This is a genomic window from Pseudomonas putida, from assembly GCF_002025705.1.
Lineage (GTDB): Bacteria > Pseudomonadota > Gammaproteobacteria > Pseudomonadales > Pseudomonadaceae > Aquipseudomonas > Aquipseudomonas putida_J.
The window spans coordinates 4,010,991-4,037,042 of the sequence record NZ_CP018846.1 but is presented as its reverse complement, the minus strand read 5'-3'; the positions used below and the strand labels follow the sequence as shown (position 1 = coordinate 4,037,042).

General features: G+C 64.2%; 26 protein-coding genes. 23 read left to right on the top strand and 3 right to left on the bottom strand.

What is annotated here, in order from left to right; translation table 11 throughout:
- The first annotated feature begins 93 nt into the window (after positions 1-93).
- From flhA to BUQ73_RS18150, 14 genes are all read left to right on the top strand, one after another.
- The gene (flhA, locus tag BUQ73_RS18215; protein ID WP_079229115.1) at positions 94-2,223 is read left to right on the top strand and encodes a flagellar biosynthesis protein FlhA; all 2,130 of its coding nucleotides are present in this window, start codon (positions 94-96) and stop codon (positions 2,221-2,223) included.
- An 11-nt stretch (positions 2,224-2,234) separates the two neighbouring features.
- Positions 2,235-3,542 (top strand): flagellar biosynthesis protein FlhF, encoded by a 1,308-nt coding sequence (gene flhF / locus BUQ73_RS18210; RefSeq protein ID WP_079229114.1) that lies wholly within the window; start codon positions 2,235-2,237, stop codon positions 3,540-3,542.
- Between the two features lie 93 nt (positions 3,543-3,635).
- Positions 3,636-4,469, top strand: a complete 834-nt coding sequence (gene fleN, locus BUQ73_RS18205; protein WP_054884183.1) for a flagellar synthesis regulator FleN — start codon at positions 3,636-3,638, stop codon at positions 4,467-4,469.
- A complete protein-coding gene (gene fliA, locus BUQ73_RS18200) occupies positions 4,466-5,206 on the top strand; it encodes an RNA polymerase sigma factor FliA (RefSeq protein ID WP_027921199.1) in 741 nt (246 codons plus the stop codon). The genes fleN and fliA overlap by 4 nt, the downstream gene beginning before the upstream one ends.
- Positions 5,207-5,326: 120 nt before the next feature.
- Positions 5,327-5,701, top strand: coding sequence for a chemotaxis response regulator CheY (locus BUQ73_RS18195; protein ID WP_104881405.1), 375 nt, complete (start codon positions 5,327-5,329; stop codon positions 5,699-5,701).
- A gap of 18 nt (positions 5,702-5,719) precedes the next feature.
- On the top strand, positions 5,720-6,508 hold the full coding sequence (locus tag BUQ73_RS18190) for a protein phosphatase CheZ (RefSeq protein WP_079229113.1): 789 nt from the start codon (positions 5,720-5,722) through the stop codon (positions 6,506-6,508).
- A 12-nt stretch (positions 6,509-6,520) separates the two neighbouring features.
- Positions 6,521-8,737, top strand: coding sequence for a chemotaxis protein CheA (locus tag BUQ73_RS18185; protein WP_079229112.1), 2,217 nt, complete (start codon positions 6,521-6,523; stop codon positions 8,735-8,737).
- A 47-nt stretch (positions 8,738-8,784) separates the two neighbouring features.
- Positions 8,785-9,915, top strand: a complete 1,131-nt coding sequence (locus BUQ73_RS18180) for a protein-glutamate methylesterase/protein-glutamine glutaminase (RefSeq protein ID WP_079229111.1) — start codon at positions 8,785-8,787, stop codon at positions 9,913-9,915.
- Positions 9,915-10,655, top strand: coding sequence for a flagellar motor protein (locus tag BUQ73_RS18175; protein ID WP_027921203.1), 741 nt, complete (start codon positions 9,915-9,917; stop codon positions 10,653-10,655). Before BUQ73_RS18180 ends, BUQ73_RS18175 begins: the two co-directional genes overlap by 1 nt.
- Before the next feature lie 3 nt (positions 10,656-10,658).
- A complete protein-coding gene (gene motD / locus BUQ73_RS18170; RefSeq protein WP_079229110.1) occupies positions 10,659-11,516 on the top strand; it encodes a flagellar motor protein MotD in 858 nt (285 codons plus the stop codon).
- 112 nt (positions 11,517-11,628) lie between these two features.
- Positions 11,629-12,420 carry a ParA family protein gene (locus BUQ73_RS18165; RefSeq protein WP_027921205.1) on the top strand — a complete coding sequence of 264 codons (792 nt, stop codon included), beginning with the start codon at positions 11,629-11,631 and terminating at the stop codon, positions 12,418-12,420.
- Positions 12,417-13,301: a CheW domain-containing protein gene (locus BUQ73_RS18160; RefSeq protein WP_079229109.1), complete on the top strand. Its 885-nt coding sequence runs from the start codon at positions 12,417-12,419 to the stop codon at positions 13,299-13,301. The genes BUQ73_RS18165 and BUQ73_RS18160 overlap by 4 nt, the downstream gene beginning before the upstream one ends.
- Positions 13,302-13,344: 43 nt before the next feature.
- On the top strand, positions 13,345-13,824 hold the full coding sequence (locus tag BUQ73_RS18155; RefSeq protein WP_016393802.1) for a chemotaxis protein CheW: 480 nt from the start codon (positions 13,345-13,347) through the stop codon (positions 13,822-13,824).
- Between the two features lies 1 nt (position 13,825).
- Positions 13,826-14,221 carry a DUF2802 domain-containing protein gene (locus tag BUQ73_RS18150; protein ID WP_027921207.1) on the top strand — a complete coding sequence of 132 codons (396 nt, stop codon included), beginning with the start codon at positions 13,826-13,828 and terminating at the stop codon, positions 14,219-14,221.
- Positions 14,222-14,263: 42 nt separating this feature from the next.
- On the opposite strand, the gene BUQ73_RS18145 is transcribed toward BUQ73_RS18150, so the two are convergent.
- The 3 genes from BUQ73_RS18145 to BUQ73_RS18135 all read right to left on the bottom strand — a co-directional run bounded on the left by BUQ73_RS18145 (position 14,264) and on the right by BUQ73_RS18135 (position 19,001).
- Positions 14,264-17,023, bottom strand: coding sequence for a dermonecrotic toxin domain-containing protein (locus BUQ73_RS18145; RefSeq protein WP_079229108.1), 2,760 nt, complete (start codon positions 17,021-17,023; stop codon positions 14,264-14,266).
- 83 nt (positions 17,024-17,106) lie between these two features.
- Positions 17,107-17,445, bottom strand: coding sequence for an EscU/YscU/HrcU family type III secretion system export apparatus switch protein (locus BUQ73_RS18140; protein WP_079229107.1), 339 nt, complete (start codon positions 17,443-17,445; stop codon positions 17,107-17,109).
- Positions 17,442-19,001, bottom strand: coding sequence for a flagellar hook-length control protein FliK (locus BUQ73_RS18135; RefSeq protein WP_079229106.1), 1,560 nt, complete (start codon positions 18,999-19,001; stop codon positions 17,442-17,444). The genes BUQ73_RS18140 and BUQ73_RS18135 overlap by 4 nt, the downstream gene beginning before the upstream one ends.
- Positions 19,002-19,133: 132 nt before the next feature.
- Here BUQ73_RS18135 and ccmA point away from each other — a divergent pair, with 132 nt between their 5' ends.
- From ccmA to ccmI, 9 genes are read left to right on the top strand one after another with little or no spacing between them, the layout of a single operon-like run.
- Positions 19,134-19,766 (top strand): cytochrome c biogenesis heme-transporting ATPase CcmA, encoded by a 633-nt coding sequence (gene ccmA, locus BUQ73_RS18130; protein WP_079229105.1) that lies wholly within the window; start codon positions 19,134-19,136, stop codon positions 19,764-19,766.
- Positions 19,763-20,431 carry a heme exporter protein CcmB gene (gene ccmB, locus BUQ73_RS18125; protein WP_008096270.1) on the top strand — a complete coding sequence of 223 codons (669 nt, stop codon included), beginning with the start codon at positions 19,763-19,765 and terminating at the stop codon, positions 20,429-20,431. The genes ccmA and ccmB overlap by 4 nt, the downstream gene beginning before the upstream one ends.
- A 43-nt stretch (positions 20,432-20,474) precedes the next feature.
- Positions 20,475-21,242 carry a heme ABC transporter permease gene (locus tag BUQ73_RS18120; protein WP_079230587.1) on the top strand — a complete coding sequence of 256 codons (768 nt, stop codon included), beginning with the start codon at positions 20,475-20,477 and terminating at the stop codon, positions 21,240-21,242.
- Positions 21,239-21,415 carry a heme exporter protein CcmD gene (gene ccmD, locus BUQ73_RS18115; RefSeq protein WP_079229104.1) on the top strand — a complete coding sequence of 59 codons (177 nt, stop codon included), beginning with the start codon at positions 21,239-21,241 and terminating at the stop codon, positions 21,413-21,415. Before BUQ73_RS18120 ends, ccmD begins: the two co-directional genes overlap by 4 nt.
- A complete protein-coding gene (gene ccmE / locus BUQ73_RS18110) occupies positions 21,412-21,867 on the top strand; it encodes a cytochrome c maturation protein CcmE (RefSeq protein WP_027921214.1) in 456 nt (151 codons plus the stop codon). The genes ccmD and ccmE overlap by 4 nt, the downstream gene beginning before the upstream one ends.
- A gap of 11 nt (positions 21,868-21,878) precedes the next feature.
- Entirely contained in the window at positions 21,879-23,852 is a 1,974-nt protein-coding gene (locus tag BUQ73_RS18105) for a heme lyase CcmF/NrfE family subunit (protein WP_192858723.1), read from the top strand.
- Positions 23,849-24,385 carry a DsbE family thiol:disulfide interchange protein gene (locus BUQ73_RS18100; protein ID WP_079229102.1) on the top strand — a complete coding sequence of 179 codons (537 nt, stop codon included), beginning with the start codon at positions 23,849-23,851 and terminating at the stop codon, positions 24,383-24,385. The genes BUQ73_RS18105 and BUQ73_RS18100 overlap by 4 nt, the downstream gene beginning before the upstream one ends.
- Positions 24,382-24,858 (top strand): cytochrome c-type biogenesis protein, encoded by a 477-nt coding sequence (locus BUQ73_RS18095; protein ID WP_079229101.1) that lies wholly within the window; start codon positions 24,382-24,384, stop codon positions 24,856-24,858. Before BUQ73_RS18100 ends, BUQ73_RS18095 begins: the two co-directional genes overlap by 4 nt.
- The gene (ccmI, locus tag BUQ73_RS18090; protein WP_079229100.1) at positions 24,851-26,044 is read left to right on the top strand and encodes a c-type cytochrome biogenesis protein CcmI; all 1,194 of its coding nucleotides are present in this window, start codon (positions 24,851-24,853) and stop codon (positions 26,042-26,044) included. Before BUQ73_RS18095 ends, ccmI begins: the two co-directional genes overlap by 8 nt.
- The last annotated feature ends 8 nt before the right edge of the window (positions 26,045-26,052 follow it).

Genomic DNA, 26,052 nt, shown 5'->3' with positions numbered 1-26,052 from the left:
TGGATCCTCTGGCGAGCAAAGTTGGAAAGCTTCTTGCAGAGCCACGCCCAAGCGCCCCTTGGGCGTCAAAGTTTTGCATGAAGAGGAATCGCGGTGGATCGCACTCAGTTAATCAGCAACGCCCGCAACAACCTGGCCGGGCTCGGTCGGGGCAACCTGGGCGTGCCGTTGCTGCTGCTGGTGATGTTGGCAATGATGATGTTGCCGATACCGCCGTTCCTGCTCGACGTGTTCTTCACCTTCAACATCGCCCTGTCGATCGTGGTTTTGCTGGTCTGCGTGTACGCCCTGCGCCCGCTGGACTTCGCCGCGTTCCCGACCATCCTGCTGGTGGCGACCTTGCTGCGCCTGGCGCTGAACGTGGCGTCCACCCGCGTGGTGATGCTCCATGGCCAGGAGGGTCATGGCGCCGCCGGCAAGGTGATCCAGGCCTTCGGCGAGGTGGTGATCGGCGGTAACTACGTGGTTGGTGCGGTGGTGTTTGCCATCCTCATGATCATCAACTTCGTCGTGGTGACCAAAGGTGCCGGGCGCATTTCCGAAGTAAGCGCGCGCTTCACCCTCGACGCCATGCCTGGCAAGCAGATGGCCATCGACGCCGACCTCAACGCTGGGCTGATCGACCAGGCCCAGGCCAAGGCGCGCCGCGCCGAAGTGGCCCAGGAGGCCGAGTTCTACGGTTCGATGGACGGTGCCAGCAAGTTCGTCCGCGGTGACGCCATTGCCGGCCTGCTGATCCTGTTCATCAACCTGATCGGCGGCATGCTGATCGGTATGCTGCAACACAACATGTCGTTCAGCGATGCGGGCAAGGTTTACGCCTTGCTGACCATCGGTGACGGTTTGGTGGCGCAATTGCCATCACTGCTGCTGTCCACTGCCGCCGCGATCATGGTCACCCGTGCCTCGGGCTCCGAGGACATGGGCAAGCTGATCAACCGCCAGATGTTCGACTCGCCCAAGGCGCTGGGTGTGTCTGCGGCGTTGATGATCATCATGGGCCTGGTGCCCGGCATGCCGCACATCGCCTTCCTCAGCCTCGGCCTGCTGGCCGGGGGCGGTGCCTACCTGGTGTGGAAGAAGCAGCAGAAGGTCAAGATTGATGCGCAGAAGGAGGCGCAGCGCCAGCAGGACCTGCTGCCGTCGCCGCAGCGCGCACTGGAGACCAAGGAGCTGGGCTGGGACGACGTCACGCCGATCGACATGATCGGCCTGGAAGTCGGCTACCGGCTGATTCCGCTGGTCGACCGCAACCAGGGTGGCCAGCTGCTGGCGCGGATCAAGGGGGTGCGCAAGAAGCTGTCCCAGGACCTGGGCTTCCTCATGCCGACCGTGCATATCCGCGATAACCTCGACCTGCAGCCCAGCGCCTATCGCCTGACGCTGATGGGGGTGATCCTCGCCGAGGCCGATATCTACCCGGACCGCGAGCTGGCGATCAACCCGGGCCAGGTATTTGGCGTGCTCAATGGCATCGCCGCGCGCGACCCGGCATTTGGCCTTGAAGCGGTGTGGATCGACGTTGGCCAGCGCGCCCAGGCGCAGTCGCTGGGGTACACGGTGGTTGACGCCAGTACCGTGGTTGCCACCCACCTCAACCAGATTCTGCAGAAGCACTGCCATGAGCTGATCGGCCACGAAGAGGTACAGCAGCTGTTGCAGGTATTGTCCAAGGCTTCGCCTAAACTTGCAGAAGAGCTGGTGCCCGGTGTCATTTCCTTGTCGGGGCTGCTCAAGGTCCTGCAGGCATTGTTGTCCGAGCAAGTGCCGGTGCGTGACATCCGCAGTATTGCCGAGGCCATCGCCAACAACGCTGGCAAGAGTCAAGATACCGCCGCGCTGGTGGCTGCGGTGCGCGTCGGATTGTGTCGTGCCATCGTCCAAAGCATTGTCGGCGTTGAGCCCGAGCTGCCTGTGATCACCCTTGAGCCAAGGTTGGAACAGATCTTGCTCAATAGTTTGCAAAGGGCCGGGCAAGGTCAGGAAGACGGTGTTCTTCTTGAGCCAAGCATGGCCGAAAAGCTGCAGCGTTCGCTGATCGACGCCTGCCAGCGCCAGGAGATGCAAGGCCAACCGGCCATTCTCCTGGTAGCTGGCCCGATCCGTGCCATGTTGTCGCGCTTCGGCCGCCTGGCTGTACCGAATTTGCATGTTCTGGCGTATCAGGAAATACCGGATAACAAGCAAGTCACCATCGTTGCCACAGTGGGCCCCAACGGCTGAGGTAGTGGGTTATGCAAGTCAAGCGTTTTTTCGCCGCCGATATGCGTCAGGCCATGAAGCTGGTTCGTGATGAGCTGGGCTCCGATGCCGCCATCATTGGCAACCGCCGCATCGCCGGTGGTGTCGAACTGACCGCCGCGCTGGACTACAAGCTGTCCGCGCTGGCCCCGCGCGTGCCCAATGCCGAGCTGGAAGAAGAGCTGCGCAAGACCCAGTCGCGCATCGCCACTGCCCAGGCCGAGCTGGACAACCGCGCCGAGGCCAGCGAAGGCAACCGCCAATTGTTTGCCGGCCAGTCGCTGACCGCGTCCGAGCCGTTGATCGAGCCGCACGTCGATGCACCGGCCCCGGCGCCTGCGCCGGCGCAGCCGGCCGTCGACCCGCGCCTGTTCGACGCCATGCGTTCGGAGCTGTCGGGCCTGCGTGAACTGCTCGAAGTGCAGCTCGGCTCGCTGGCCTGGAGCCAACTGCAGGGCAGCAAGCCGGCCCAGGCCAACCTCTGGCGCCGCCTGCAGCGCATCGGCCTGTCCGGGCCGATCGCCCGCGAACTGCTCGACCTCACCAACGAGATCGAAGAGCCACGCCAGGCCTGGCGCATGCTGTTGGCGCACCTGGCGCGGATGATCGAAGTGCCACAGGCCGAACCGATCGAAGAGGGCGGTGTGATCGCCATGGTCGGCCCGGCCGGCATGGGCAAGACCACCACCCTGGCCAAGCTGGCGGCGCGCTATGTGCTCAAGTACGGTCCGCAGAACCTGGCGCTGGTAAGCATGGACAGCTTCCGTATCGGTGCCCAGGAGCAGCTCAAGACCCTGGGGCGCATCCTCAATGTGCCGGTGACCTATGTCGACCCGGGCCAGTCGCTGGCCGCTGCGCTGGAGCCACTGCTGCGCAAGCGCGTGGTGCTGATCGATACCGCCGGCCTGCAGGCCAGCGACCCGGCCCTGCGCATGCAACTGGAAACCCTGGCCGGGCGTGGCATTGCCGCGAAGAACTACCTGGTGCTGGCCACCACCAGCCAGAAGCAGGTGCTGACCGCCGCCTACCACAGCTACAAGCGCTGCGGCCTGGCCGGCTGCATCCTGACCAAACTCGATGAAACGGCGAGCCTCGGCGATGTGCTGAGCCTGGCCATCAGTCATGAACTGCCCGTGGCCTACCTCACCGATGGCCCGCGCATTCCTGACGACCTGCACCTGCCGCGCCCGCACCAGCTGGTGACCCGTGCAGTCAACGTGCAGTTGCAGGACGAGCCCAGCGAAGAGGCGATGGCCGACATGTTCGCTGATCTCTACCACAACCCGCGGCGCGCGGGTTGAGGATGAAGCGTATGCAAAGTACCTACATTCCGGGGCTGGCAGTGTCGCCCCGCGTGTGGCTTGGGTCCAGGCAAGACAAGGTAAACAACGAACATGGGTAGCATGCATCCCGTACAGGTGATCGCCGTCACCGGTGGCAAAGGTGGCGTCGGCAAGACTAACGTTTCAGTGAACCTGTCCCTGGCGCTGGCCGAACTCGGCCGCCGGGTGATGCTGCTGGACGCCGACCTTGGCCTGGCCAATGTCGACGTATTGCTTGGCCTCACCCCGAAGCGCACCCTGGCCGATGTGATCGAGGGCCGCTGCGAGCTGCGCGATGTGCTGTTGCAGGGGCCTGGCGGTGTGCGCATCGTGCCGGCCGCCTCCGGTACCCAGAGCATGGTGCACCTGGCGCCGGCGCAGCATGCCGGGTTGATCCAGGCCTTCAGCGAGATTGGCGACAACCTCGATGTGCTGGTGATCGACACCGCTGCGGGTATTGGTGACTCGGTAGTCAGCTTCGTGCGCGCGGCCCAGGAAGTGCTGCTGGTGGTGTGCGACGAGCCGACCTCGATCACCGACGCCTACGCGCTGATCAAGCTGCTCAACCGCGACTACGGCATGAACCGTTTCCGCGTGCTGGCCAACATGGCGCAGAGCCCGCAGGAAGGGCGCAACCTGTTCGCCAAGCTGACCAAGGTTACCGACCGCTTCCTCGACGTGGCCCTGCAATACGTCGGCGCCGTGCCGTACGACGAGAGCGTGCGCAAGGCAGTGCAGAAGCAGCGCGCGGTGTACGAAGCCTTCCCTCGCTCCAAGTGCGCCCTGGCCTTCAAGGCCATCGCGCAAAAGGTCGACAGCTGGCCGCTGCCCGCCAACCCGCGCGGGCATCTTGAGTTCTTCGTCGAACGCCTGGTGCAACCCACCAGCGCAGGGCCCGTGCTATGAACGCGAGCGGCTTCAAGATGTACAGCAAGGCGTCCAAAGACGCCCAGTTCGAGCTAGTGGAACGTTATGCGCCGCTGGTCAAGCGCATTGCCTACCACTTGCTGGCACGCCTGCCAGCCAACGTCCAGGTTGAAGACCTGATCCAGGCCGGCATGATCGGCCTGCTGGAAGTGGCCAACAAGTATGACGCCAGCAAGGGCGCCAGCTTCGAAACCTACGCCGGCATCCGCATTCGCGGGGCAATGCTCGACGAAGTCCGCAAGGGCGATTGGGCGCCGCGTTCGGTGCACCGCAATACGCGCATGGTCAGTGATGCGATGCGCGCTGTTGAAGCAAGAACTGGCCGCGACGCTAAAGATCATGAAGTTGCTGCCGAACTCCAGTTGAGTCTCGATGATTACTACGGGATTTTGAACGATACCTTGGGGAGCCGCCTGTTCAGCTTCGACGACCTGTTGCAGGACGGCGAGCACGAAGGGCTGCACGAGGACGGCGCCAGTGGCCAGATCGAGCCGTCGCGCGATCTGGAAGACGAGCGCTTCCAGGCTGCCCTGACCGATGCGATCGCCAACCTGCCAGAGCGTGAGCGGCTGGTGTTGGCGCTGTACTACGACGAAGAGCTGAACCTCAAGGAAATCGGTGAGGTGCTGGGGGTCAGCGAATCGCGTGTCAGCCAGTTGCACAGCCAGTGTGCCGCGCGCCTGCGCAGCCGCCTGGGGGAATGGCGGGCGCGTTGAGCCTGGGGTCGTTGCGGTCGTTATCCACGTTCGTTTTCCATGTTGTACCGAATTGAATGAATGCGCGCGCTCGGGGCCGAGCGCGTTTGAGACTGCTTGGAGGTCTACTTGAACAAAGACATGAAAATCCTCATCGTTGACGACTTTTCGACGATGCGGCGGATCATCAAGAACCTGTTGCGTGACCTGGGCTTCACCAACACCGATGAAGCCGATGACGGCACCACTGCGCTGCCAATGCTCGAAAGTGGCCATTACGACTTCCTGGTAACCGACTGGAACATGCCCGGCATGTCCGGTATCGACCTGCTGCGCAAGGTCCGTGCCCACGATCGCCTGAAAGGCATGCCGGTGCTGATGGTGACCGCCGAAGCCAAGCGCGACCAGATCATCGAAGCGGCCCAGGCCGGGGTCAATGGTTACGTGGTCAAGCCGTTCACCGCCCAGGTGCTCAAAGAAAAGATCGAGAAGATCTTCGAACGCGTCAACGGCTGAGTCACGTCAGGGGGCGCCATGGAATCAACACAAACGTCTTTGGGGGAGTTCGAATCGACCCTGAAGAAACATGCCCAGGAGCTGGTCGAGAGCCTGGAGCGGGGGCGTTTCGGCGAGGCGGTGCAGCTGATCCATCAGCTCAACCAGACCCGCGACCGTGGCCTGTACCAGGAAGTCGGCAAGCTCACTCGTGAGCTGCACAGCGCGATCGTCAGCTTCCAGATCGACCCGCACATGCCGCAGGCCGAGGAAGTTTCGCAGATCACCGACGCTACCGAGCGCCTCTCCTACGTGGTCAAGCTCACCGAGGGCGCCGCCAACCGCACCATGGACCTGGTGGAGGAGAGCACCCCGGTGCTCAACGACCTGGCGAGCGAGGCGCAAGGCCTGAGCGTCGACTGGCAGCGCTTCATGCGCCGCGAGGTCGCCGCGCCGGAGTTCCGCGAGCTGGTCAAGCGTGTCGACAGTTTCCTGACGCACAGCGCCGAGGGTAACCGCAAGGTCGCCGGCCACCTCAACGACATTCTGCTGGCTCAGGACTATCAGGACCTGACTGGCCAGGTGATCAAGCGCGTGACTGCGCTGGTGACCGAAGTGGAAAGCAATCTGCTCAAGCTCGTGCTGATGGCCAGTCAGGTCGACCGCTTTGCCGGTATCGAACATGACCACCAGCAGCTGCGCGCTGAAAAAGATCAAGAAAAACATCCGACTCGGGGTGAAGGTCCGCAGATTCATGCCGATAAGCGTGAAGACGTTGTGTCCGGTCAGGACGACGTCGACGATCTGCTGTCCAGCCTGGGTTTTTAAGGAGCACGTTTAATGAGCTTCGGCGCCGATGAAGAAATCCTTCAGGATTTCCTGGTAGAAGCCGGCGAAATTCTTGAGCAACTGTCCGAGCAACTGGTCGAGCTGGAAAGCCGGCCCGACGATGCCGACCTGCTCAATGCGATCTTTCGCGGTTTCCACACTGTAAAAGGGGGCGCCGGCTTCCTTCAGCTGAACGAGCTGGTGGAGTGCTGCCACATCGCCGAGAACGTGTTCGACATCCTGCGCAAAGGTGAGCGCCGGGTCGACGCGGAACTGATGGACGTGGTGCTTGAGGCACTGGATACGGTCAACAGCATGTTCGGCCAGGTGCGTGAGCGCAGTGAAGTGACCCCGGCCACGCCGGAGCTGCTGGCGGCCCTGTCGCGCCTGGCGGAACCTGCCAGCGGCGACGCCCCTGCGGTGGTGGTCGAAGCGGCGCCGGAGCCTGTGGCCAGCGAGGCCGACATCACTGACACCGAGTTCGAACAGCTGCTCGATTCGCTCGACGCGGTCAAGGCTGAAGCGGCCGCTGCCGAACAGCAGATGCAGGGCGAGACCCTGAGCGGCTCGGGTGACGACATCACCGACGCCGAGTTCGAATCGCTGCTCGACCAGTTGCATGGCAAGGGCCAGTTCTCGCCCGAAGTGGCTGCCGCCGAAGCGGTGGTCGTTGCCAGCGCGCCGGTGAGCGACGAGATCACCGACGAAGAATTCGAGTCGTTGCTGGACCAGCTGCACGGCAAGGGCACCTTCCAGGCCGATGCCCTGCCAGCCGCCACGGTTGCCGTGCAAAGCGCTGTCGCGCCTGCCAGCAGTGACGAGATCACCGAGCACGAGTTTGAAGCGTTGCTCGACCAGTTGCACGGCAAGGGCAAGTTTGCCGCTGAAACCGTTGCTGGTGAAGCGCCTGTCGCTGTGGCTGCGCCGGTTGCTGCCAAGGCTGAAAGCAAGCCGGCCGCCAGGCCTGCTGCTGCCCCGGCGGCCGCTGCACCTGCTGCCGCCAAGCCTGCCGCGCCAGCCCGCACCCCGGCACCGGCCGCCGAAAAGCATGCCAGCGAAGCGGAAACTACCGTGCGCGTCGACACCGCGCGCCTGGACGAGATCATGAACATGGTCGGCGAACTGGTGCTGGTGCGTAACCGCCTGGTGCGCCTGGGCCTGAACAGCGGCGACGAGGCCATGTCCAAGGCCGTGTCCAACCTCGACGTGGTCACTGCCGACCTGCAGACCGCGGTGATGAAAACCCGCATGCAGCCGATCAAGAAGGTCTTCGGGCGCTTCCCGCGCCTGGTCCGTGACCTGGCCCGGCAGCTGAAGAAAGAGATCAACCTGGAGCTGGTCGGTGAAGAGACCGACCTCGACAAGAACCTCGTCGAGGCCCTGGCCGACCCGCTGGTGCACCTGGTGCGCAACGCCGTCGACCATGGCGTCGAGATGCCGGACGAGCGTGAAGCCGCCGGCAAGGCACGAACTGGCCGCGTGGTGCTGTCGGCTGAGCAGGAAGGTGACCACATCCTGCTGTCGATCTCCGACGACGGCAAAGGCATGGACCCGAACATCCTGCGCGCCAAGGCCGTGGAAAAGGGCCTGATGGACAAGGACGCCGCCGATCGCCTGAGCGAATCGGACTGCTACAACCTGATCTTCGCCCCGGGCTTCTCGACCAAGACCGAGATTTCCGACGTCTCCGGCCGCGGTGTCGGCATGGACGTGGTGAAGACCAAGATTTCCCAGCTCAACGGCTCGATCAACATCTTCTCGGCCAAGGGCCAGGGCTCGAAGATCGTCATCAAGGTGCCGCTGACCCTGGCGATCATGCCGACCCTGATGGTGATGCTGGGCAACCAGGCATTCGCCTTCCCGTTGGTCAACGTCAACGAGATCTTCCACCTCGACCTGTCGCGCACCAACGTGGTGGACGGCCAGGAAGTGGTGATCGTGCGCGACAAGGCACTGCCGCTGTTCTACCTCAAGCGCTGGCTGGTTCAGGGCCAGGTGCACGAAGAGCAGCACGAGGGCCATGTGGTGATCCTGTCGGTCGGTACCCAGCGTATCGGCTTCGTGGTCGACCAGCTGGTGGGCCAGGAAGAGGTGGTGATCAAGCCGCTGGGCAAGATGCTGCAGGGCACCCCGGGCATGTCCGGCGCCACCATCACCGGTGACGGTCGCATCGCGCTGATTCTCGACGTGCCGAGCATGCTCAAGCGTTACGCGGCACGGCGTATCTGATTTTCGGCGGCGCACCCTGGCGGGTTGCGCCGCCTAATGGAGTGTTTATGGCAGTCAAGGTCCTGGTGGTGGATGATTCCGGTTTCTTCCGCCGCCGCGTTTCGGAAATCCTCTCGGCGGACCCGACGATCCAGGTGGTCGGCACTGCGACCAACGGCAGGGAAGCGATCGACCAGGCACTGGCGCTCAAACCCGATGTCATCACCATGGACTACGAGATGCCCATGATGGATGGCATCACCGCAGTGCGGCACATCATGCAGCGCTGCCCGACGCCAGTGTTGATGTTCTCCTCGCTGACCCACGAAGGCGCCCGCGTCACCCTTGACGCGCTGGATGCCGGTGCGGTGGATTACCTGCCGAAGAACTTCGAAGACATCTCGCGCAACCCGGAGAAGGTCAAGCAGCTGCTGTGCGAGAAGGTGCATACCATTTCGCGCAGCAACCGCCGTTTCGGCGGCTACGCCAGCCACGCGCCGGCCACCGCGCCAGCGCCGGCCAGCAGCCATGCCCCCGCCAGCAGCCTTACCAGCGCAGCGCCGGTACGCAGCGCCGCACCAGCCCGCGCAGCGGCTCCGGCGCCTGCTGCAGCGCATGCCCCGGCACCCAAGCGCAAGCCTTACAAGCTGGTGGCGATCGGCACTTCCACGGGTGGCCCAGTGGCCCTGCAGCGGGTGCTGACCCAGCTGCCGGCGAACTTCCCGGCGCCGATCGTGCTGATCCAGCACATGCCTGCGGCTTTCACCAAGGCCTTTGCCGAGCGCCTCGACAAGCTGTGCAAGATCAGTGTCAAGGAAGCCGAGGATGGCGACATGCTGCGCCCGGGCCTGGCACTGCTGGCCCCTGGCGGCAAGCAGATGATGATCGACGGCCGTGGTGCGGTGAAGATCCTGCCGGGCGACGAGCGCCTGAACTACAAGCCGTGCGTGGACATCACCTTCGGCTCGGCGGCCAAGTCCTACGGCGACAAGGTGCTGTCGGTGGTGCTCACCGGCATGGGCGCCGACGGCCGTGAAGGCGCGCGCCTGCTCAAGCAGGGCGGCAGTACCGTGTGGGCCCAGGATGAGGCCAGCTGTGTGATCTACGGCATGCCCATGGCCATCGTCAAAGCCAACCTGGCCGACGCGGTGTACAGCCTGGATGAAATCGGCAAACACCTGGTCGAGGCTTGTGTCTGATGGATGTGCTCAGCCTGATTGGCCTGATTCTGGCGTTCGTCGCCATCGTTGGCGGCAACTTCCTTGAAGGTGGCCACGTCGGCGCCTTGCTCAATGGCCCTGCCGGCCTGATCGTGCTCGGCGGCACCCTGGCGGCGGCATTGCTGCAGTCGCCGCTGTCGGCCTTCAAGCGCGCGCTGCAGATCCTGCGCTGGATCTTCTTCCCGCCACGGGTCGACCTGGCCGGCGGTATCGACCGGGTGGTCAACTGGAGCCTGGTGGCACGCAAGGAAGGCCTGCTCGGCCTGGAGGGCGTGGCCGATGCCGAACCTGACCCGTACGCCCGCAAGGGCCTGCAGCTGCTGGTCGATGGCGCCGAGCCGGAATCGATCCGCAGCATCCTCGAAGTCGACTTCCTGACCCAGGAAAGCCGTGATATCCAGGCCGCCAAGGTGTTCGAGAGCATGGGCGGCTACGCCCCGACCATCGGTATCATCGGTGCGGTCATGGGCCTGATCCACGTGATGGGCAACCTGGCCGATCCTTCGCAGCTGGGCAACGGCATCGCCGTGGCGTTCGTCGCCACCATCTACGGCGTGGCCAGTGCCAACCTGGTCCTGCTGCCGATCGCCAACAAGCTCAAGGCCATCGTGATGCGCCAGTCGCGCTACCGCGAAATGCTGCTTGAAGGCCTGCTGTCGATTGCCGAGGGCGAGAACCCGCGTTCGATCGAGCTGAAGCTGCAAGGCTTCATGGAGTAAGCCATGCGCCGTCGCCGTCATACCGAGGAACACGAGAACCACGAACGCTGGCTGGTGTCGTACGCCGACTTCATCACCTTACTGTTTGCTTTCTTCGTGGTCATGTATTCAATTTCCTCGATCAACGAGGGCAAGTACAAGGTCATCTCGCAAGCGCTGCTCGGGGTGTTCAACGACCCTGAGCGCAGCATGAAGCCGATCCCGGTCGGCGATGAGCAGCCGCTCAGTGTGAAACCGGCAGAACCCTTGATCAAGGACAGCGAGCAGACCGATGCGGGCCTTGCGCAGACCAACGTCGACCCGCTCAAGACCATCAGCGATGACGTGCGCGATGCCTTTGGCGACCTGATCAAGTCTGACCAGATGACCGTGCGCGGCAACGAACTGTGGGTGGAGATCGAGCTCAACTCGTCCTTGCTGTTCGGCAGTGGCGATGCCATGCCCAGTGACAAGGCGTTCGACATCATCGAAAAGGTCGGCAACATCCTCAAACCGTTCGCCAACCCGGTGCACGTCGAGGGCTTCACCGACAACCTGCCGATTCGCACGGCGCAGTACCCGACCAACTGGGAGCTGTCGGCGGCGCGGGCGGCGAGCATCGTGCGTTTGCTTGCGATGCAAGGGGTCAACCCGGCCCGCATGGCCTCGGTGGGCTATGGCGAATACCAGCCGGTCGCCAGCAACGACACCGCCGAAGGGCGCGCGCGCAACCGGCGGGTGGTGCTGGTGATTTCCCGCAACCTTGAAGTACGCCGCAGCCTGACCGGTTCGGGCAGTGCCAATGCCACCCCGGATGCAGCGCTGCGCCGTGCTGGCACACAAAGTGCACCACCAGCCCCAGCAGCGACGACGGCGAAGTGAGCCGTCAATTCTCCGTCACAGCAAATTTAATGGGGGCAGTTGTCTTGCTCGATTTATCGAAGCCTGCGCTCCCGCATGGACCCTGCAACGCCAATCAGACAAGAGTTGTCCTATGAGAGTCTGGGCAGTAGCCAATCAAAAAGGTGGCGTTGGCAAGACCACGACCACCATCGCCCTGGCCGGCCTGCTGGCCGAGGCGGGCAAGCGCGTGGTCGTCGTCGACCTCGACCCGCACGGCTCGATGACCAGCTATTTCGGGCACAACCCGGACGCCCTGGAGCACAGCTGCTACGACCTGTTCCTGCACAAGGGCAGCGTGCCTGAAGGCCTGCCAGGTCAGTTGTTGTTGCCCACCAGCGATGAGCGTATCTCGTTGCTGCCGTCGAGCACCGCGCTGGCCGTGCTGGAGCGTCAGTCGCCGGGGCAGAGTGGCCTGGGCCTGGTGATCGCCAAGAGTCTGGCGCAGTTGTGGCAGGATTTCGATTTCGCCTTGATCGACAGCCCGCCCTTGCTGGGCGTGCTGATGGTCAACGCACTGGCTGCCAGCCAGCAACTGGTGATCCCGGTGCAGACCGAATTCCTTGCGGTTAAAGGCCTGGAGCGCATGATCGGCACCTTGGCCATGGTCAACCGCTCGCGCAAGCAGGCCTTGCCGTACCAGATCGTGCCGACCCTGTTCGACCGCCGTACCCAGGCTTCGCTGGGCACTCTCAAGGTGCTGCGCGATACCTATGAACACCAGGTGTGGCAGGGTTACATCCCGGTCGACACGCGCCTGCGCGATGCCAGCCGCAATGGCGTCACGCCGTCGCAGTTCGACGGCAAGAGCCGCGGGGTGATCGCCTACCGGGCACTGCTCAAGCATATGCTCACCTACAAGCCGGCCACGCAGGTGGCTTCATGAACCGGCCTGTCGGCACCAAGCCGCAACTGGCCCTGCAGTCGTACCTGGATGGGCTGTTGCAAGAGGCCACCGAGGCCGAGGACATTCTCGACCTGCCCGCGCCGGCCGATGCGCCCATGGCCAACGACGAATTCGCCGCCGCCGTGCGTGAAGAGCAGGCGCGTGATGCACGTCAGCCAGCACCTGTAGCCAGGCCTTTCGCCGAGCCGCAGGTGAAGGTGCTGCCAGCCGTATTGCCGGTCGAGCAGCCAGTGGTGGCACTGGTCGAGGCTGAAGTGGTGGCCGAGGCCAGCATCCCGGTGCTGACCGAGGCGCCAGCACCGGCGCCGGTCGCACCCTTGGTCGAAGTGCACCTGCCAGCGGCAGGCATGGCGGACACACCGGTCCCGCCGGCCAGCATCGATGGCCGCCCAGCCTGGGCTGCCGAGCCGTTCGAGTGCCTGCTGTTCGACGTTGCCGGGTTGACCTTGGCCGTACCGCTGGTATGCCTGGGCTCGATCTACAGCCTGGAAGGCCAGGAGCTGACACCGCTGTTCGGCCAGCCGGACTGGTTCCTTGGCATCCTCACTTGCCAGGCCGGTAACCTCAAGGTGCTCGACACCGCGCGCTGGGTCATGCCCGACCGCTACCGCGAAGACTTTCGCCAGGGCCTGAATTACGTGATTTCCGTGCAGGGCTACGAATGGGGCCTGGCAGTGCATCAGGTCAGCCGTTCGCTGCGCCTGGACCCGGCCGAGATCAAGTGGCGCAGCCAGCGTGGTCAGCGCCCCTGGTTGGCCGGCACGGTCATCGAACACATGTGTGCACTGCTCGACGTCGCCGAACTGGCCGAGCTGATCGCCAGCGGCGCTGTCAAGCAGTTGCACGCCAAACAGAAATGACACCGAACACAACCGCCAACAGCGGATTTAGAGGGCTAGGGGAATGAAAAAGTCGTCTGCGCAAGGTTCTGAAGATCCGATCCTGCAGTGGGTAACCTTCCGTCTGGACAACGAGTCCTACGGCATCAACGTCATGCAGGTGCAGGAAGTGCTGCGCTACACCGAGATCGCACCGGTGCCGGGCGCACCTAGCTACGTGCTGGGCATCATCAACCTGCGCGGCAACGTGGTGACGGTGATCGACACCCGCCAGCGCTTTGGCCTGATGCCATCGGACGTGACCGACAACACCCGTATCGTGATCATCGAGGCTGACAAGCAAGTGGTCGGCATCCTGGTCGACAGCGTTGCCGAGGTGGTATACCTGCGTCAGTCGGAAATCGAGACGGCGCCGAACGTCGGTAACGAAGAGTCGGCCAAGTTCATCCAGGGCGTGTGCAACAAGAACGGCGAACTGCTGATCCTGGTCGAGCTGGACAAGATGATGACCGAGGAAGAGTGGTCCGAGCTGGAGAACATCTGAGTTGATCTTCGAGGTGGCGGTAATCTTCCTGGCGCTGCTGTGGGCTGTGAGCCTGTGGTTCTTTCTCAACTACAGCAAGCGCCAACGCGAACTGGCGGCGCAGCAGGCCGCGGGCGATGCCCTGCGCGACCAGCGCATCAAGGACCTGGGCAAGCGCCTGGACGACTACCAGAACGGTACCGTGCGCATGGGTGAGGCCATTCACGAGTTGCGCGCGGCAGTGGCGACCTTGCCTGACCGCCTGGAACGCCTGGAGCAGCGCGACCCCAACAACGTCACCTTCAGTCAGGCCGCCAAGCTGGTGGGGATGGGGGCGAGTGTGTCGGAATTGACCGAGACCTGTGGCTTGACCCAGGCCGAGGCGGAGCTGATGCGCAAGTTGCACCGCTCGGAATGACAGAAGAAAGGCGACCCTGAGGTCGCCTTTTTTGTGCCTGCTTCAGGTGCTGGCCCACGAGTGCAAGCCGCCAACCCTGGCCAGGCGGTTGAGCGGCAGGCGTTCACGCTGCAGGGCCTTGAAGGCTTCCAGGTCGATGTACAGGTAGCTGTTGATGCGTGGCATCGTGTACAGGTTGTGCAACTGGCGCAGTTGGTAAAGGTCAGGCAACAGCCTGTCTACCACGGCGTTTAGCATCGCGGGGCCGGTCAGCTGGCTCAAGCGGCTGGCGTAGCGGTAGAAGCCTTCCGGATCGTCGGCCAGTGTGGGGCGGGCGTGATAGAAGTCGGTATTGAGCCGGTAGCGCGCATGCATCTCTTCGGAAATGGCCCGCAGCGTCGGGTTGCCCGGGTGGCTGCCGATCATGCTGGTGTTGTACAGGCTGTTCATGCCCAGCTTTTCGTTTTGCAGGGGCGGATGCAGCAGGAGGCCATCATCGCTGGTTGCCAGTTCGAGTGTGTCGATGGCTGCACTGTCGTGCGGGCCGTCTACAGTCAGCGCCTTGCTCAGCAGTTGGTCATCGACGTCCATGTACAGCCCGCCTTCGGCATGCAGCATGGGGTAGCGCAACACGTCCGAGGCGGAAGCGTAGTTGGTGGCCACTCCGCCATTGCCAGCGATCGCGGCTTGATATTGGTCGAAGTATTCGCTCTGTGTGAAGGCCTCGAAAAAGGGTTGTTCTTCCAGTGGCAAAACTTGCAAGCCAGGCACGTTTGAACCCAGCTTTTCGAGGTTTTGCGCGAACGCCACCGGGTTTGCCTTCGACAGGAACAGCCGATACTGATAGGGGCTGTTTCGCAGCTTTGCCGCATTGGCTGCCAAGGTATCGATCAGCTCGTTGCCGAGCGTCTTGTCACCGACCCAAATCGACGAGATCAGTTTGGGTATGGGGTGAGCGCCGTCGATTGCCGCAGCGGGAAGTTGCACCGGAAACTGCACATCGATGCCGAGCGCGCGAAGGGACGACATGCGCATAGCGTCCGTCACCTGCCGCCCTTCGTTGCTGACGATGCGCATGTTGCCGGTCCCTGGCTCGGCTTCGTAATAAGTCGGGCTTACCTCGTTGGTGCCTTCCTCGGTGATGAACAGGTCGGCCTGCACGTCGTAGACCAGGTCCAGTGTTTCCACATACCCGGGGAATTCTTCCAGATAGCCCAGGAGATGGTCGACATCCCCGTTGTAGCGGGGAAAGCGCCTCACCGAGTTGGCAACCGTGGCATTTGCATCGGGTAATGGGGCAATGCGTGCAGGGCGGTGGAAGTAGGGCGCGACATCCAGGTCGGGCAAGTGGGGTGGGCTGACAGGGCTCAGCGGGTAGCCCCATTGTTCGTTGACCCGGCGCGGCGCAACGAAACCGTCCTGCTGCCAGCGAAACAGGGCATCGCCCTTGAGTACCGTTTCGGCGGCCAAAGGCGTTGCATTCAACAGGCCGTAGGTAATGTTGCCTACGCCTTGCTGTTTATCTTGCAAGGTCTTGCCGTTGATCGCCTGGTCCAGGCCAAGCCCGATCTGGGCGATGCCGCCCAGTGCCAGTAAAGGCGCAAGGCCCGGCACCACGAAGGTCAGGGGGGCCAGCAAGGTGAGTGTGGTGTTGAGGTAACCCGCCCACCGGGACTTCATGACTTCGCTGTTGCTGGTAATCAGGAAGTCGGCATCGTCGTAGCTGCGCTGACGCTGACGTTCGGCCATCGCCTGGAACAGGTCGCCGGTGATTCTGGGGTTGTACTTGCCGGGGCGGTAGTTGACGTAGGTACGCGGCGGCCAGATACCGTCGTTATTGAAAAAGCCATGTTCCGGGGGCAGCCTGTGGTTGCGCGGGTATACGCCCAAGCCTTCCAGTGCGGTGTCCAGGCCGCTGAAGTCGATACCCTGCGGGCCGTCGGCCAGGCGAAAATGCTGTTTCAACGCCCGGCGCCCGGTTGCTTCCTTGCACTGCTGGCCAACCCAGTCCTTGAGCAGGTCTTCACTGGCGAACTCCAGCAGGGGCGAACTGTTGCCGGGCGCGTACAGCAGTGTGAGGTCGCTGCTGGCATCGTTGATGTAGAGCAGGTCGCTGGCCGCATAGCCATAGATGCTCAACGTGCTCAGGCGCAGGCCCTTGCCTCGGGGAATCAGCTCGGCTGCACGCCAGGCCAGCTTGCGTGCAGCATCGCTCAGGCTACCTTCGGCGACCTGCTGGTTGCAGGCCGCGATGAAATTGAGTTTGCAGCACAGGCGGTAGTCAGGCAGGTGCTGGTGCCAGAACGTGTCGAGCGAGGCCTTGTAGCGGGTGTGGAAGTCGAGTGCCTCGATATGCTCATACAGGGCTTCGGCGCGAACATCGAGCAGTGTCGAGTGATCGTAGCGGGCTGGCGCCGAGCGCCTGAACAGGCCGTTGAACACTTCGTACCACGCACCGTTATCGGCAATGGGCTGTTGAGGCAGTGTGTCGACGACAGCGATCGGGCCATCATCAGGAAGCTGCCCGGCCCAGGGTTGCCTGAACAGCCCGCCGAAAAAATCATTGTTGGATTCGCCTTGCCAGTTCGTCAGTACGGCCTGGGTCAGGCTGAGGCGCTGGACGACAACCGCCTGGTAGCTGGCGACTCCGGCTGGGTGGACATGCAGCGTGACGACGTCGATCTGGTCGGGGTCAAGGTTCACGCCTTGTGCCGACAGCCAGCTGCTTATCGCGTGCTTGGCCTCTTGGTCGGGGCGGGGCAGGGTGGCCAGGTGGTTGCGAACGAACTGCACGCCGGCAGCATTGATGTGGGGGTTGGGCATTGCGGTCTCCGTGGCGAGCAAAAGGCCACAGAGTCGAACGATCGGTTAGCTGCAAAGCGGTAAATAGTGCTGGCCGCGTCGATTCAGGCGGGTGGGCCGGCCAGGCGCGGCTGCACTTCGGTCACGTCACGCTCGCCCTGGGGCGCATCCTCGAAGCCGTACGGGACCTTGCCGCGCAGCTGCCAGGCAAAGGCGATGATTTCGGCGATGGTCAAGTACAGCGCCTCAGGGATCTGTTCGCCCAGCTCCAGGCGTGCCAGCAGGCGCACCAGTTCGGCGTTCTCGTAGATCGGTACTTCGTGCTCGCGAGCCAGGGCGAGAATGGCCTCGGCCAGCTCGTCATCGCCCTTGGCGGTCAGAGTCGGGGCCTGTTGGCCGTCGTAGCTCAGGGCGATGGCCTGGCGTGGTTGCCTGTCGATCATGCGTTTTCGTCCACCCAACGTTGTTCCACCCGTGTGCGCGGGCCCTGTGGTGGAATGCCGGCGTGGCACTCCAGGTCGCCGACATTCAGGCCACGGGCCAGCAGGCGTTCGCGCAGGTCGCCGAGCTGGCTGTCGATCAGCCGCGCGGTCTGTTCGCGCTCGGCCCACAGATGGCCGGACAAGCGCCCCTCAAGCAACTGTGCCTGCACCTGCAATGGGCCAAGGGGCGCCAGGTCGAATGCCAGGTCGATCCGCCACAGTGCCTGCAGCGGGTCCGGCTGTTCGCGTTGCTGGCGTTTGCCCTGCTGCTCCGGGGTTTCTTCGCGCTGCAGCTTCACTTGCAGGGGGATGAACTCCTGGCCGTGGCGCACCGGCACTTCGGTCTGCCAGGTGGTCTGCAGGTTGCCGTTATCCAGCGTGCCGGATTGCTGCAAGCTGCTCAGGGCGTGGCTTTGCAGACGCGAAATGGCAGCGGCGGCCAGGCGCAGCAGCTGTTGCAGGTCACCTTCATTTTCCATGGCCTGCAGCAGGCGTGACGGTAGCGGGAATGCGCCCGGTATTGTTCTCGGGCTGACCCGGTCGAGCATGCCCAGGGCGCTGCGGGCCATGGCCGGCAGGGCCTGGGCAAGGGTGGTGCTGGCGACCACCGGGCTGGTCGGCGCGCTCACTGTGGCCTGGGCCACCAGCCGAATCAGCTGCGCCTTGAGGTCAGTGGCCACGGCGCTACCGAGGCCGCCCAGCAGTTTTGCTTCGAGGAAGGTGCCACTGTTGTTCAGGGCCTGGGCCAGTGTTTTGCCGTCGCTGAGCTGACGGGCGTCCGGCAGGCTGGCCAGCAGACTGCTGGCGGTGCTGCGCAGTTCGCCGTCGGTGCTCGGGCTGCTGGCTATCTGCTGCAGCGCAGCGAGCAGGCCGGGCAGGGACGCCTGGCGGCCTTGCTGGGTCAGCAACTGCTGGGCAATGTTCAGTTGTTCCTGGCGACCGCTGAGCGGCACGAAACGCAGCGACTGATCGCCCTGCACCAGGGCGCTGAGCAGGCTGCCGATCGGCAGTGGGCGCGGGCTGTCGATGCTGAGTGTGGCGCCAGCCTGAGCCGTGTTGAGCAGGCTGACCAGCGAGCGGAAGCTGGCCGCCTCGCCCGTAGCCTGGGGTAACGGCTGGTTGGTCAGCACCTTGCCCTGCAGCAGGGTACCGACCGGCACCTTGCTGGTGTCGAGCTGGGTGAGGGTGGCGACGTTGCTGGCACTGGCCTGCTGCACCATGACGGCCAGGCGGTTGCTTTCGGGCTGGCTGACGGTGAGCTGGCTGCCTTGTGGGATTGGCTGATTGGCACTGGCCTGGACCTGGGTCTGGCTGCCGTTGGCCTGGATCACTTGCAGCACCAACTGGAAGGTACTGCCGCTCTGGCGCAGGGTCAGCACTTCGGCCTGAGCGGTTTCGCCCGGCTTGAGCAAGCCGGGTTGCGCCTGGGTCAGGTTGAGCAGCTCACCGGTCAGCTGGGCCTTGATCGCCTGCGGATTGATGGCGGTTTGTGCGCCGAGACTATTGATTTCAGTCATGATTGTATACAACCTGTGGAGCCCGCCCTCTTGGCAGCGCGGCAGCACATGTAATAATGCCTGCCGCCCGCCACTGCCAGTATAACGGCAGCGAGGTGGGCGACTTGAGAAGCATATAGATAAGGCGAATCCGTGACCCTTCACCTCCAAGCCGTGGGCCTGGCCTGCGAGCGCGACTGGCGCCTGTTGTTCGAGCACCTCGATTTCGAGTTGCGCCCCGGCGACATGCTGCAGATCAGCGGCCCCAACGGCAGCGGCAAGACCAGCCTGTTGCGCCTGTTGGCCGGGCTGATGCAGCCAACTGCCGGGCAGATCCTGCTGGGTGGCCAGCCACTTGGCGAACAGCGCCATGCCTTGGCCAGCATCCTGCTTTGGATCGGCCACGCCGCCGGCATCAAGGACCTGCTCACCGCCGAGGAGAACCTCACCTGGCTCTGTGCCCTGCACCAACCGGCCACCCGTGAAGCCATCTGGGCGGCACTGGAGGCGGTCGGCCTGCGTGGGTTCGAAGACGTCCCCTGCCATACCTTGTCCGCCGGCCAGCAGCGCCGCGTGGCATTGGCCCGGCTGCACCTGAGCAGCCCGCCGTTGTGGATTCTCGACGAACCCTTCACCGCCCTCGACAAGCAGGGCGTGGCCCAGCTCGAAGCGCACCTGGCCGCCCACTGCGAACAGGGCGGTACGGTCGTGCTGACGACGCACCATAGCCTGGAACGCAAGCCCAGCGGCTACCGCGAACTCAATCTGGGGCAGTGGGCGGCATGAGCGTATTCATCCTGTTGCTGCGCCGCGAAGCGCGCTTGCTGTTCCGCCGCCCGGCAGAGCTGGCCAACCCACTGGTATTCTTCGCCATCGTCGTGGCCCTGTTCCCGTTGGCCGTTGGCCCGGAAAGCCAATTGTTGCAAACCTTGTCGCCCGGGCTGGTCTGGGTCGCGGCCTTGCTGGCCGTGCTGCTGTCGCTCGACGGCCTGTTTCGCAGTGATTTCGAAGACGGATCGCTGGAGCAGTGGGTATTGTCACCGCACCCGCTGGCCATGCTGGTGCTGGCCAAGGTGCTGGCGCACTGGATCTTTTCCGGGCTGGCGCTGGTATTGTTGGCGCCATTGCTGGCACTGATGCTGGGGTTGCCCAGCCACTGCCTGCCGGTGCTGCTCGGCTCGCTGCTGCTGGGCACGCCGGTATTGAGCCTGTTGGGGGCGGTCGGCGCTGCGCTGACGGTCGGTCTCAAGCGTGGTGGTTTGTTACTGGCGTTGCTGATTCTGCCGTTGTATATCCCTGTATTGATCCTGGGCAGTGGTGCGTTGCAGGCGGCATTGCAGAATATGCCAGCCACCGGCCATCTGCTCTGGCTCGCCAGCCTGACAGCCCTGGCGGTTACCCTGGCACCCTTTGCGATAGCGGCCGGCCTGAAGATCAGCGTCGGCGAATAACGAGTCCCGGGCTCCCAAGCCCGGCTAATACCGGATGTACCTGATGAAAATTAGCTGGACGTGGTTCCACAAACTGGGTTCGCCGAAATGGTTCTATGCCATCAGCGGCCGCATGCTGCCATGGCTGGCCATCTCTGCCGTCCTTTTGCTGGTCACCGGCGTGGTCTGGGGCCTGGCGTTCGCCCCCGAGGACTATCAGCAGGGCAACAGCTTCCGCATCATCTATATCCACGTACCGGCGGCCATGCTGGCGCAGTCCTGCTATGTACTGCTGGCCGTGGCTGGCGCGGTGGGGCTGGTGTGGAAGATGAAACTGGCCGATGTCGCCCTGCAATGCGCAGCGCCCATTGGCGCCTGGATGACCGCCGTGGCGCTGGTCACCGGGGCCATCTGGGGCAAGCCGACCTGGGGCAGCTGGTGGGTCTGGGACGCCCGGCTGACCTCGATGCTGATCCTGCTGTTCCTGTACTTCGGCATCATTGCCCTGGGCCAGGCCATCAGCAACCGTGAGAGCGCCGCCAAGGCCTGCGCGGTGCTGGCCATCGTCGGGGTGATCAACATTCCGATCATCAAGTACTCGGTGGAGTGGTGGAACACCCTGCACCAGGGCGCTACCTTCACCCTCACCGAAAAACCGGCGATGCCGGCCGAAATGTGGCTGCCGCTGCTGTGCACGGCGCTGGGTTTCTACTGCTTCTTCGGTGCCGTGCTGCTGCTGCGCATGCGCCTGGAAGTGCTCAAGCGCGAGGCGCGCGCCAGTTGGGTCAAGGATGAAGTGTTGAACAGCCTGGGGCGGAGGGCCGCGCGATGAGTTTCGCTTCCTTCGGCGATTTTCTCGCCATGGGCCACCATGCCCTGTATGTCTGGTCGGCCTATGGCATCTGCCTGGCGGTGCTGGCGCTGAATGTCGCCGCCCCCGTGTTGGCCCGCCGCCGCTACCTGCAAGATGAGGCGCGCCGTTTGCGCCGGGAGAACAACCAGTGAATCCGCAGCGCAAGAAACGCCTGTTCCTGATCCTCGGCCTGCTGGTCGGGGTTGCGGTTGCCGTCGGCTTTGCCTTGAGCGCCCTGCAGCAGAATATCAACCTGTTCTACACACCAACCCAGATCGCCAACGGCGAGGCGCCGCTGGACACGCGCATCCGTGCGGGTGGCATGGTCGAGAAGGGCTCGGTGCAGCGTTCATCGGATTCGCTCGACGTGCGTTTCGTGGTCACCGACTTCAACAAGTCCGTGCCGATCACCTACCGCGGCATCCTGCCGGACCTGTTCCGTGAAGGGCAGGGCATCGTTGCCCTTGGCAAGCTCAACGGCGATGGCGTGGTGGTCGCCGACGAAGTGCTGGCCAAGCACGACGAGAAGTACATGCCGCCCGAGGTTACCAAGGCCCTGAAGGAAAGCGGCCAGGCGGCCAGCGGCGCGGGGGCCAAACCATGAATGCGGCACTGGTGATTCCCGAACTCGGCCAGCTGGCGATGATCCTGGCGATCTGCTTTGCCGCCGTGCAGGCCACGCTGCCGCTGCTCGGTGCCTGGCGCGGTGACAGCCTGTGGATGAGCCTGGCGCGCCCGGCAGCCTGGGGCCAGTTCACCTTCCTGGTGTTCGCCTTTGCCTGCCTGACCCATGCGTTCATGACCGACAACTTCTCGGTCGCCTACGTGGCCAGCAACTCCAACAGCGCCTTGCCCTGGTACTACAAGTTCAGTGCGGTCTGGGGCGCCCACGAAGGTTCGCTGCTGCTGTGGGCGCTGATCCTCGGTGGCTGGACCTTCGCCGTGTCGATCTTCTCGCGCCAGCTGCCGCAGGTGATGCTGGCCCGTGTGCTGGCGGTGATGGGCATGATCAGCGTCGGCTTCCTGAGCTTCCTGATCATCACCTCCAACCCGTTCCAGCGCCTGCTGCCGCAGGTGCCGACCGACGGCCGTGACCTCAACCCGCTGTTGCAGGACTTCGGCCTGATCGTCCACCCGCCGATGCTGTACATGGGCTATGTGGGCTTCTCGGTGGCCTTCGCCTTCGCCATCGCCGCACTGCTCGGCGGGCGCCTGGACGCGGCCTGGGCGCGCTGGTCGCGGCCCTGGACCATCGTCGCCTGGGCCTTCCTCGGCGTCGGCATTACCCTTGGCTCGTGGTGGGCCTACTACGAACTGGGCTGGGGCGGCTGGTGGTTCTGGGACCCGGTGGAGAACGCCTCGTTCATGCCTTGGCTGGTGGGCACCGCGCTGATCCACTCGCTGGCGGTGACCGAAAAACGCGGGGTATTCAAGAGCTGGACCGTGCTGCTGGCGATCGCTGCGTTTTCGCTGAGCCTGCTGGGTACCTTCCTGGTCCGCTCCGGCGTGCTGACCTCGGTGCACGCCTTCGCTGCCGACCCGGCGCGCGGCGTGTTCATCCTGATCTTCCTGCTGTTCGTGGTCGGTGGCTCGCTGACCCTGTTCGCCCTGCGCGCACCAGTGGTCAAGAGCCAGGTCGGGTTCGCCCTGTGGTCGCGTGAAACGCTGCTGCTGGCCAACAACCTGATCCTGGTGGTGGCGGCTTCGATGATCCTGCTGGGCACGTTGTACCCGCTGGTGCTCGACGCCCTGACCGGGGCCAAGCTGTCGGTCGGCCCACCTTACTTCGACGCCCTGTTCCTGCCGTTGATGGCGCTGTTGATGGTGGTGCTGAGCGTGGGTGTGGTGGTGCGCTGGAAGGACACCCCCGGCAAGTGGCTGGCGAACATGATGACCCCGGTGCTGATCGGCAGCGCGGTGCTGGCGCCGATCGCTGGCTTCATCGTCGACGACCTCGACTGGCCGGTCCTGAGCGCCTTTGCCCTGGCGGCCTGGGTGGTGCTCGGCGGCCTGCGTGACATTTTCGACAAGACCCGCCACAAAGGCCTGGCCAAGGGCGTGCGCGGCCTGACCCGCAGTTACTGGGGCATGCAGCTGGCGCACCTGGGCCTGGCGGTGTGTGCCCTGGGTGTGGTGCTGTCGAGCAACAACAGCGCAGAGCGCGACTTGCGCATGGCGCCGGGCGAAAGTGTCGAGCTTGGCGGTTACCACTTCCTGTTCGAAGGGGCGACGCACTTCGAAGGGCCGAACTTCATCTCCGACAAGGGCACCATCGTGGTCACCCGTGACGGCCGTGAAGTGACCACCCTGCACCCGGAAAAGCGCCTGTACACCGTGCAGCAGTCGATGATGACCGAAGCCGGCATCGATGCCGGTTTCACCCGTGACCTGTACGTCGCCCTGGGCGAGCCGCTGGAAAACGGCGCCTGGGCAGTGCGCGTGCATATCAAGCCTTATGTCCGCTGGATCTGGCTGGGCGGTCTGCTGACCGGCCTGGGCGGGTTACTGGCGGCCTTCGACCGGCGCTATCGCGTCAAGGTCAAGACCCGGGTGCGTGAGGCCCTGGGCGTGTCTGGAGCTGCTGCATGAAGCGTTGGATCATGGTCGTGCCACTGGCGGTGTTTCTGCTGATGGCGGTTTTCCTCTACAAGGGGCTGTTCCTCAAGCCCGACGAGCTGCCGTCGGCGATGATCGGCAAGCCGTTCCCGGCGTTCGCCCTGGCTTCGACCCAGGGTGACCGCAACCTGACCCAGGCCGACCTGCTGGGGCGGCCGGCGCTGGTCAACGTGTGGGCCACCTGGTGCCCGTCGTGCAAGGTCGAGCACCCGTACCTGAACCAGCTGGCCCAGCAGGGCGTGGTGATCCACGGCATCAACTACAAGGACGACAACGCCGCCGCGCAGAAGTGGCTGGCCGAGTTCCACAACCCGTACCAGCTGGATATCCGCGACGAGCAGGGCAGCCTGGGGCTGGACCTGGGCGTGTATGGCGCGCCGGAAACCTTCCTGATCGACGCCAAGGGCATCATCCGCTACAAGCACGTCGGCATCGTCGATGCCAGCGTGTGGCGCGAGCAGCTGGCGCCGCTGTACCAGGGCCTGGTCGACGAGGCCAAGCCATGAAGCGCTGGCTGGCAGCCGCCGTGCTGGGCCTGAGCCTGGCCGGTGTGGCCAAGGCGGCCATCGATACCTACCAGTTCCGTGACGACGCCGAGCGCGAGCGTTACCAGCAGCTGACCAAGGAACTGCGCTGCCCCAAGTGCCAGAACCAGGACATCGCCGACTCCAACGCACCGATTGCCGCCGACCTGCGTCGCGAGATCTTCCGCATGCTCGGCGAAGGCAAGAGCAACCAGCAGATCGTCGACTTCATGGTCGACCGCTATGGCGACTTCGTGCGCTACAAGCCGGCGCTCAGTGGCCGCACCTGGTTGCTGTGGTTCGGCCCGGGCATTCTGTTGGCGGGTGGTTTCGTGGTGCTGGCGGTGATCGTCCGCAGGCGCCGTGGCCCGGCCGCCCAGGTTGCACAGCAACTGTCCGTCGAAGAACGCGAGCGTCTCGCCAAACTGCTGGAAAAAGAACAGACCCATGACTGAATTCTGGCTTAGCGCGGGCCTGTTGCTGCTCGCCGCCCTCGGCTTTCTGCTGATCCCGATCCTGCGTGGCCGTCGCCAGCAGCAGGAAGAAGACCGCACTGCCCTGAACGTCGCCCTGTACCAGGAACGCGTCGCCGAACTGGCCGCCCAACAGGCCGCCGGTGTGCTCGATGAGGCGCAAATGGCCAAGGGCCGTGACGAAGCTGCCCGCGAGCTGCTGGCCGACACCGAAGGCGCCGAACCTGCGCGTCAGGGGCACCTGGGCAAGGCCTTGCCATTGCTGGCGGCCGTGCTGGTGCCCGCACTGGCACTGGGGCTATACCTGCACTTTGGTGCGGCGGACAAGGTCGAACTGACCCAGGAATTTGCCGCTGCACCGAAAACCATGGACGAAATGACCACGCGCCTCGAGCGCGCCGTGCAGGCCCAGCCGGACTCGGCCGAGGGCCTGTATTTCCTTGGCCGGGCCTACATGGCCCAGCAACGCCCGGCCGATGCAGCACGTGCCTACGAGCGCGCCGTGGCACTGGCCGGCCGCCAGCCCGAGCTGCTTGGCCAGTGGGCCCAGGCGCTGTACTTTGCGGCGGACAAGCAGTGGAGCCCCCAGGTGCAGGCGCTGACGGACGAGGCATTGAAGGCCGACCCGAACGAGGTCACCAGCCTTGGCTTGCGGGGCATCGCCGCCTTCGAGGGCGAGCGTTACCAGGAAGCCATCGACTACTGGAACCGCCTGCTGGCGCAACTGCCCGAAGGCGATGCCTCGCGGGCGGCGCTGCAAGGCGGTATCGACCGTGCGGCAGCGCGCCTGGGCGGTACCGGTGGCGCCAAAGCGCAGGCCACTGCGCCAGCCCGGCTAAAAGTGCGGGTGGAGCTGGCAGCGGCGCTCAAGGACAAGGTCAAGCCTGACGACACCGTGTTCATCTTCGCCCGTGCCAGCAACGGCCCGCCGATGCCGCTGGCGGCCAAGCGGGTGACCGTGGCGCAGTTGCCACTGGAAGTGGAATTGTCCGACGCTGACGCTATGCTGCCGCAGATGAAACTGTCCCAGTTTGCCGAAGTCCAACTGGTTGCACGTGTTTCCCGCGCCGGCCAGCCGACCCGCGGCGAGTGGATCGGCCTGGGCGCGCCCCTGGCCAATACCACCCAGGCCACCCAGCACCTGACCATCGACAGCCCCGACCCGTAAGAGAGCAA